This is a genomic window from Metabacillus lacus, from assembly GCF_009674805.1.
Lineage (GTDB): Bacteria > Bacillota > Bacilli > Bacillales > Bacillaceae > Metabacillus_C > Metabacillus_C lacus.
On sequence record NZ_WKKI01000035.1, the window covers coordinates 35,254 to 43,008 of the forward strand.

6 protein-coding genes and 3 pseudogenes are annotated in these 7,755 nt (G+C 41.7%); 5 read left to right on the forward strand and 4 right to left on the reverse strand.

The window, feature by feature from the left end; all coding sequences use genetic code 11:
- Positions 1-90 precede the first annotated feature (90 nt).
- Together GJU40_RS15230 and GJU40_RS15235 are read left to right on the forward strand one after the other, a co-directional pair.
- Positions 91-1,101 carry a FecCD family ABC transporter permease gene (locus GJU40_RS15230; RefSeq protein ID WP_154308926.1) on the forward strand — a complete coding sequence of 337 codons (1,011 nt, stop codon included), beginning with the start codon at positions 91-93 and terminating at the stop codon, positions 1,099-1,101.
- Complete coding sequence (locus tag GJU40_RS15235) at positions 1,098-2,108, forward strand: FecCD family ABC transporter permease (protein WP_154308927.1); 1,011 nt, start codon at positions 1,098-1,100, stop codon at positions 2,106-2,108. Before GJU40_RS15230 ends, GJU40_RS15235 begins: the two co-directional genes overlap by 4 nt.
- A gap of 668 nt (positions 2,109-2,776) precedes the next feature.
- Here the strand turns inward: GJU40_RS15235 and GJU40_RS15240 are convergent.
- Positions 2,777-3,076 (reverse strand): hypothetical protein, encoded by a 300-nt coding sequence (locus tag GJU40_RS15240; protein WP_154308928.1) that lies wholly within the window; start codon positions 3,074-3,076, stop codon positions 2,777-2,779.
- 425 nt (positions 3,077-3,501) lie between these two features.
- Here GJU40_RS15240 and GJU40_RS15245 point away from each other — a divergent pair, with 425 nt between their 5' ends.
- Positions 3,502-4,404, forward strand: coding sequence for a glycerophosphodiester phosphodiesterase (locus tag GJU40_RS15245; RefSeq protein WP_425481232.1), 903 nt, complete (start codon positions 3,502-3,504; stop codon positions 4,402-4,404).
- A 161-nt stretch (positions 4,405-4,565) separates the two neighbouring features.
- Here the strand turns inward: GJU40_RS15245 and GJU40_RS15250 are convergent.
- Positions 4,566-4,907: pseudogene (locus tag GJU40_RS15250) on the reverse strand (transposase); the annotation flags it as partial.
- Between the two features lie 520 nt (positions 4,908-5,427).
- On the opposite strand from GJU40_RS15250, the gene GJU40_RS15255 reads away from it, so the two are divergent.
- A complete protein-coding gene (locus tag GJU40_RS15255) occupies positions 5,428-6,426 on the forward strand; it encodes a hypothetical protein (protein ID WP_154308930.1) in 999 nt (332 codons plus the stop codon).
- A gap of 102 nt (positions 6,427-6,528) precedes the next feature.
- Positions 6,529-6,744: pseudogene (locus GJU40_RS15260) on the forward strand (DUF2187 family protein); the annotation flags it as partial.
- An 8-nt stretch (positions 6,745-6,752) separates the two neighbouring features.
- Here GJU40_RS15260 and GJU40_RS15265 read toward each other — a convergent pair.
- Both GJU40_RS15265 and GJU40_RS15270 read right to left on the reverse strand, forming a co-directional pair.
- Positions 6,753-6,971 (reverse strand): annotated as a pseudogene (locus tag GJU40_RS15265) (Rok-like winged helix domain-containing protein); the annotation flags it as partial.
- A 19-nt stretch (positions 6,972-6,990) separates the two neighbouring features.
- On the reverse strand, positions 6,991-7,176 hold the full coding sequence (locus tag GJU40_RS15270; RefSeq protein WP_154308932.1) for a hypothetical protein: 186 nt from the start codon (positions 7,174-7,176) through the stop codon (positions 6,991-6,993).
- Positions 7,177-7,755: the final 579 nt, after the last annotated feature.

The following is a 7,755-nucleotide window of genomic DNA, read 5'->3' on the forward strand; positions in this document are numbered from 1 at the left end:
AGAGAAAAAGGAAGGCACGATGCTGCCTGCAGCCTGAGGGGAATTCTTCATAAGAATTCCTCTTTTACTATGTAAAGGACACGATACTTCATGCACAATTATGATCAAAGACATATACCTTTTTCAATTCAGCTGTTGCTGAGCTTCATCCTGCTAGCGGCATTTTTTTTCGCTGCTATAATCTTTGGTGCAGCCGAAACAACCATCAGGGAAGTCTGGCTTGCAGTATCTTCTCAGGTGAAAACAGATAAAATTGTGATGATCCGCGAAATCAGGGTACCCCGTGTACTGGCGGCCATGCTTGTTGGGGCAGGGCTGTCTGTTGCAGGGGCCGTCATGCAGGGTGTGACCAGAAATCCTTTGGCAGATCCAAGTCTTCTCGGACTGACAGCTGGGGCGAATGCAGCACTGGCACTTACCATCGCGCTTATTCCCGGAGCCAACTACTTTTCCATTATGATTGCCTGCTTCATTGGTTCAGGTATTGGCACGCTGCTGGTAGTCGGCATTGGTTCAGCGAAAAGAGGCGGTTTTTCCCCGCTGCGGATTGTTCTTGCAGGAGCGGCGGTGTCGGCATTTCTTTATGCTGTTGCAGATGGAATCGGGCTGTATTTCAGAATCTCCAAGGACGTTTCCATGTGGAGTGCGGGTGGAATTATCGGCACAACCTGGAGTCAGCTTCAGGTCATCGCGCCTTTTATCATTGGCGGCATTGTGATTGCACTCTTATTGTCAAGGCAGCTTACGATACTAAGTTTGGATGAAGAAGTGGCGATTGGCCTCGGACAAAACATAAATAGAATAAAGGGCGTACTGTTTGCCATCGTGGTCATGCTGGCAGGGGCATCTGTAGCCCTGGTCGGAAATTTGGCTTTTCTTGGTCTAATGGTTCCGCACATTGTCAGGGCCATTGTTGGAAAGGACTACCGGCACGTTTTGCCAATGTCAGCTGTAGTCGGTGCCATGTTCATGGTGTTTGCCGATACGCTGGGCAGGAACTTAAATGCACCATTTGAAACTAGTGTAACAGCGATTGTTGCCATTATGGGGCTTCCTTTCTTCCTGTTTATCGTCAGAAAAGGAGGTAAGGCGTTCTCATGATTCAAAACAGCTTGGTTCAAAAACAAAGGCTGCTGGCGGCCGTTTTGTCGGGTCTGATTCTCATAACAGCAGTCGTGAGTCTAGGGCTGGGCTATTCATCGGTCACATACAGCAGAATACTGCCTACTTTAATGGGGGAAGGGACTTTCAAAGAGGAGTTCGTGCTTTTTTCCATTCGATTGCCCAGAATTCTGATTACCTTACTGGCCGGCATGGCATTAGCCGTCTCAGGTGCCATCCTGCAGGGAATTACCAGAAATGATCTCGCCGACCCCGGCATTATCGGCATCAATGCAGGAGCAGGAATTGGAATTGCCGTATTCTTTTTATATTTTCCAATAGATGCAGGATCATTTATCTACCTGATTCCCGTCATTGGTTTTATCGGAGCATTTATCACAGCGTGCCTGATCTTTTTCTTTTCCTATTCAAGAAATGCAGGTATCCAGCCCATTAAGCTGATATTAATCGGTGTCGGATTTGCGATGGCCCTGTCAGGTTTGATGATTGTAATGATTTCATCGGCAGAACGGGAAAAAGTGGACTTTATCGCAAGGTGGCTTGCCGGCAACATCTGGGGAACTGACTGGCCTTTTATTCTGGCGCTGCTTCCATGGCTGCTGGTGCTGATTCCATTCACTTTGTTTCATGCCAATAAGCTCAATATCCTGTCCCTCAACGAACATACTGCAGTCGGAGTAGGCATCTCTCTTAACCGGGATCGGCTGATTCTTTTGCTGGCAGCTGTAGCTCTCGCAGCTGCAGCCGTATCAGTGACAGGGGGAATAGCCTTTATCGGCCTGATGGCACCGCATATCGCTAAAGCACTGGTTGGTCCCAGGCACCAGCTCTACCTGCCGATAGCTGTGCTGCTGGGAGGATGGCTGCTGCTGTTTGCAGATACCATCGGCAGAAACCTGGCAGAGCCGGACGGAATAGCTGCGGGTATTATGACCGCCTTAATTGGGGCACCATATTTTATCTATTTATTGCTGAAAAGAGTATAGACTGGGGCATGCTGCGGCATGTCTTTTTTTGTTGAGGTTAATTTGAAGATAATTGAATGGGGCGTATTCCTTTTTTGGAGCTTGAAGTTGGTTAAGGTTGATTTGCTATCGACGGATTCTATGGGGAAAGTGCTGTTCCAAGGTTAAGAAGCTGACACTGGGAGAAGGGCTATCCCCGGGTTAAGAAGCGGTTTCATGGGGAAAGTGCTGTTCCGGGGTTAAGAAGCTGACACTGGGAGAAGGGCTATCCCCGGGGTTAAGAAGCTGTTTCATGGGGAAAGTGCTGTTTCGGGGTTAAGAAGCTGACACTTGGGGAAAGAGCTGTCCCTAGGCCAAGAGCTGTCTCTGGGACAAAGTGACTGTCCCCCTGTCCCTATTCAATTGGCTTGCCGCAGGATGGACATAGATTTTTCGTATATCCTTTGGGAACTCTCTGACTGCATCTTAGACATGTTTTTAGGAGAACGGGTTTGTCAAAGAGGTCGTTGGAGTAACCGTAGCCACCTGTGAATGCTTTTAGTCCGAATCTCACCAGTAAACCGAGAAAGAGCCCAGTTATCAAAATCATGAAAAACATAGAAACCCCCCCGTTGTTTTATTATATGTAAGCAGTTGAGCATGCCATATTGATATCATTATATAACAAAAGGACCCAACAGGGCCCAATTTTAATTTTTTTGCTGCTCTAGTCTTTCTAGTTCCTCAGGATCCAAATGTGTTTGAGGAAAGCCGTTGGCAATCCATTCTGATCGAAGTGTGGAGTCGTATTGTGTGAGTCCTTGTTCTTCACGTTCTTTATCTGCATCCACGCTTTCCATCTTATCTATTTTCTCACTGTTCCTTATGTCTGTGTCATCCAGTACTTTGTGTGAATTCTGGACTTTTCTTCGGTACGCAGCAACAGCAAGAGCTGCACTTCCTGCAGAAAGCAAAGTTCCCGCCAATATGTTTACCGTCATTCTTTTCATGAGGCAACCCTCCGTTATAAGTATTTGGATATACTTACTGTTATACCCAATTTAGCACTTTATAGTGCCTGCTTTGTCGCGGGAATGTTTCAGGCATCCTTGAAACAGGACTTTTGAATTGGTATGAGAGTAGGAGCTAAAGACGTGTTTTTTCTAATGTTAAGCAGTGTAATAGTTTGTTTACCAAACTTTAACAGTAATTTAATGGAAATTTGGTTCTTTCTATAGTGGTGCACAAAGCAGCTATGATAACAGTGTCGCAAAATAGTCAGATCGTAATAAAAATAGATTAGCAATTTCATTTAGTATTCTATAAAAAGGAATCTATTTACCTGTTTTTCTATTATTTACAAATTTTAAGGTAAAAATTCATATTTTTCCTTTAAGGTGTACTTGTACATTATTTTAAAGGAGATGAAAGAATGATGAAAAGTTGGTTGAAAAAAACAGCGTTTTCCATGTTAAGTGCAGGTTTTCTGTTATCATCCGGTATCCAGACTGCAGGTGCAGCAGGTGCCTCTCTTTCCCCGCAGCCTGACGCCAAGTTGATTAATGTAGCCCACCGTGGTGCTTCCGGTTATGCTCCTGAGCATACCATTGCTTCCTATGAACTAGGTCGCCAAATGAAAGCAGACTACATAGAGCTTGATTTGCAAATGACAAAAGACGGTGTTCTGATTGCCATGCATGATACAACAGTTAATAGAACTACAAATGGTACCGGAAATGTAAAAGATATGACTATTGCAGAAATCAAGCAGCTTGATGCGGGTACATGGTTTAATGTCCGCAATCCTGAAAAAGCTAAAGCTGAATATGAAGGCCTAAAAGTTCCGACTCTTGAAGAAGTGTTTCAGCATTTTGGACACAGTACACACTATTATATTGAAACAAAATCCCCGAATGTTTATCCTGGAATGGAAAAAGAGCTGCTAAGATTAATTGAGAAATACAAATTGGGTGGACCTAATGCCCGTGCAAGCAAAGTGCTGATTCAGTCTTTTTCTCCTGAGAGCTTGATCATGATACACAACATGAATCCTAAGCTTCCGCTCGTTCAGCTGCTCAGTACGCCTTCCCTTGGTACAGCTGCTGCTGCAGAGCTGGCTGCAATTAAGCAATATGCTGTAGGAGTGGGGCCAAGCTTTGCAAGAATTAACCAAGATTATGTGCAGCAGGTCAGAGCATCAGGTCTGCAAATTCACCCTTATACAGTTAATACTCCGGAAAATATGAGACTGGCTCTTGAGTGGGGCGTGAATGGCGTTTTTACGGATTATCCTGACGTGTTTCACGGTGTAATGAAAGAGTACAAAAGAGGAAAGTAAATGGTGTTGTTGGGCCTCGGCGGATGCTGGGGTTTTTTTGTTTGGATGGGGAAGGGGAACAGTGCCACGGGGCGAACAGTGCCAGGCACCACCCGAAAAATCTCGTTTCACAGCTTGTTCCACGGTGGGGAAAGGGGAACAGTGCCAGGCACCACCCGGAAAATGAAGAACGCTTCATCATCAATATGCTTTTCCTTAACGAGATGGCAGCGAAATTGAACAAAGCATTCACGAAGAAGCGCTTTTACTTCTGGGCAGACACGAAACCGGTTAATTGCGCGGTAGCTCGGTTCATGGCCTTGGGCAAGCCACATCATCCTGACACTGTCGCCGAGGAGAGCTTCAATTTTCCTTCCTGAGAAAACGGATTGGGTATAAGTACATAAAATAATCTTCATCATCATACGTGGATGATAAGCAGGGCAGCCTGTACTTCGTATGAACGAGGCGAGGGCTTCGTGTGGAATTTGCTCAACGAGGTCGTGCACGGAGAAGGCAATATTAACATAAGAACCCTTCTTTCAGATGGAATTTGTGTGGTAACTTTCAGAAGAGGTCCTTATTTTAATCAAAAAATAAATTAAAGCCGTTGAAATTTTACTCCTCGTAAAAATTCACCGGCTTCTTCATCTTATGGGGGGTTTTGTCCCAGCCTCTTTTAGCTTTCATTCTAATCTTTACCATTGCCAAAAGTAAGTGTTATATAAATTAAAACTGCAATACTACTTCTATTAGTTTTTGGATTTTCTAAAAATATACTCACTTGAGATTAGAGCTAATATTATTGCAACAAAAATTAAAATATATTCCAATATTGTATATTCTAATTTTAAATACGGAACTAGAAAAGCTAGAATATTCAAATAAAAAATAGCCAAAATAATGGTAACTAAAACTTTTATTAGGTATTTTGTTATATTTTTCAAGAAATAATAACTCCTTTTAGAATTTTAATAGTATAATTACATTGTATATATTGCAATATATAACATCTTTACGAAAATTCATAGGGGGTATTTTATTTTGTTTAAGAAAAAGACCGTTTCAATCCTTTGTTCTATTGTAATTTTAACAACTCTAGTTTTCTCTGTTCCAAAAGTAGACGCCGCAAATCCTGCAGCAAGTACAATTTTTAAAGGGCTTTGGTATGTGATTCAAGCACTAGATAATAAATATTATAGCGTTCCAAAGAGTGTAACTACTACACAATATGCAGTTACAACTACTCCAGGATCTGTAGCGTTCAACGAAGGGAAAAATGGTGGAATTGCACAAATTGATTTTAATGTAACTTCTACAGGTCATTCTGTTAATCTTTATGCTTCTACGTCCCCGACAGGTCTAGTTACTTTGAGAAAAATAAACCTGTCAGTTTCCAAAGGTAGTAGTCTATTGGCTAGTAAATCTGCACACCACACTCAGTATTTATTCTATAGACCAAACTCTACTGGTAATCATTATGCTCGTTTTACTACTACCGAAAAACGAACATGGACTCCATATGTATCTTATAGATTTGATGCCGGCGGTTTACCCGTTGGAGGATCTTCCATAGTTGCAAACGCAGTTCCTGTCACTGTTTCTGATGAAGATTTAATTAACGCTCCAAGTGGTACATATTTGAAGCCTTCAGAGGAACACATGAATATAGTTCCAGAAAAGCCAACAAAATCTTTAAACTTAAGTGAACTAAACATGCAATTTTTTGATGAAACCTTAGAGATGCCAGTTTTAAAAATGAAAGACTATGAAACAGGTGATACAGTTTTATTCAGTGATACTCTATCTAAAGTAGAATACGAGAGTGAAACAGATCAAAGTAATTTATATTTTATATCTAATGAAGAGCCTATCCAATTTAAAGGGGATTTAACAAACTCATATTTCAAAGGAGATAAAATAAATTTATCCTTTAAGGTTGTATCCTTAGATGAAGAATTCGGATTAAATACTGTAGACTACCTAAAGAATTACTTAGATAGCGATTTAGTCCCCCATATTGAGGAATATATTGTAGATTAATATTCTTTTGAATTACTAAATTAAGGAAGAACCTCACCTGCTTTTATGGTGAGGTTTTTTGTATGAAAGGATTGATTTTATGGGAATGTAAACGTTGGAGATGAAGTTCTATTTAAAGGATCTATTCAAGGTACAGTGATTGATATCAGGCCCAATTCAGTCAACGTTGATTTATCAAAAATGAAAAACGCTGATGAATTGGGTTATGAGAATAACGTAACGGTGATTAACCATAAAAATTATGAAATCATCCAGAAAGCTGAAGCTGTTTCACCCTCAACAGGAAAACATCTTAATCTTTCCTGGAGAAAAATCTAAATTGCAGTTTACGGATAGCTGGTAACCGTTGGAACTACTTCTTCATTTTGATTCTGAATTCCCTCTGTTTCCAGCTCATCTCCTGGTGAGTAAAAATAGTGACCTCGGTATGGTTTGGAAACACGATGGTCATAATCAACCAGACCCTTTAAATAATTTCCCAAGTTAGAAATAGAAATACCCTCATTTTCTAACACCTTTTTAATTTCTACTCCTTTTACAGCTACGGTTTGCTTGCGGCTTTAATTATTTCCCTTTCCCAGGTCCAGCTCTGTGAGTGATGCTTGCTTTTAGGCTGGTATTCGTTTCAGAGACAGCCGTGAAAGTCAGTTCCGTCGGCTTTGGTCCTTCTTTACCGTTTGGAATTTTTATATAGACAGGTACGTCAATTGTTTTGCCGGCTTCCACTTCGATAACATTGTGTTCCAGCATAAGCTCCCAGCCTGCTTTTGTGTTTGCAGAGAGTCGGATGAGATCGGCTACTTCTCCGGCGAACAGTGCCAGGCACCACCCGAAAAATCTCGTTTCACAGCTTGTTTCACGGAGGAATAGGCGAACAGTGCCAGGCACCACCCGAAAAATCTTGTTTCACAGCTTGTTTCACGGAGGAATAGGCGAACAGTGCCAGGCACCACCCGAAAAATCTCGTTTCACAGCTTGTTTCACGGGAGAAAGAAGCGAACAGTGCCAGGCACCACCCGAAAAATCTTGTTTCACGACCCGCTTTATCGTAAAAACAGGATGAAGAAGAAAGATATTGTTGCCACTATGGCACTTACGATATATCTTTTTATTTCAACTTCTTCATTTTTAGTGTCTTTTGATATTTTAGTAATTAAAGTTTTTATGCCAATCCCCACTACGAGGGAGAGCAAAAGCATTCCAAAAAACTGAAACGAAAAGGTACCAAGAGGAAAAGAGCCAGGGGTACTTGTGTAAACGAGCACATTATTTCAGATTGGATTATTCATATTAATCCGGCAGAATATCTGGAACACTGTGCTCATTTTT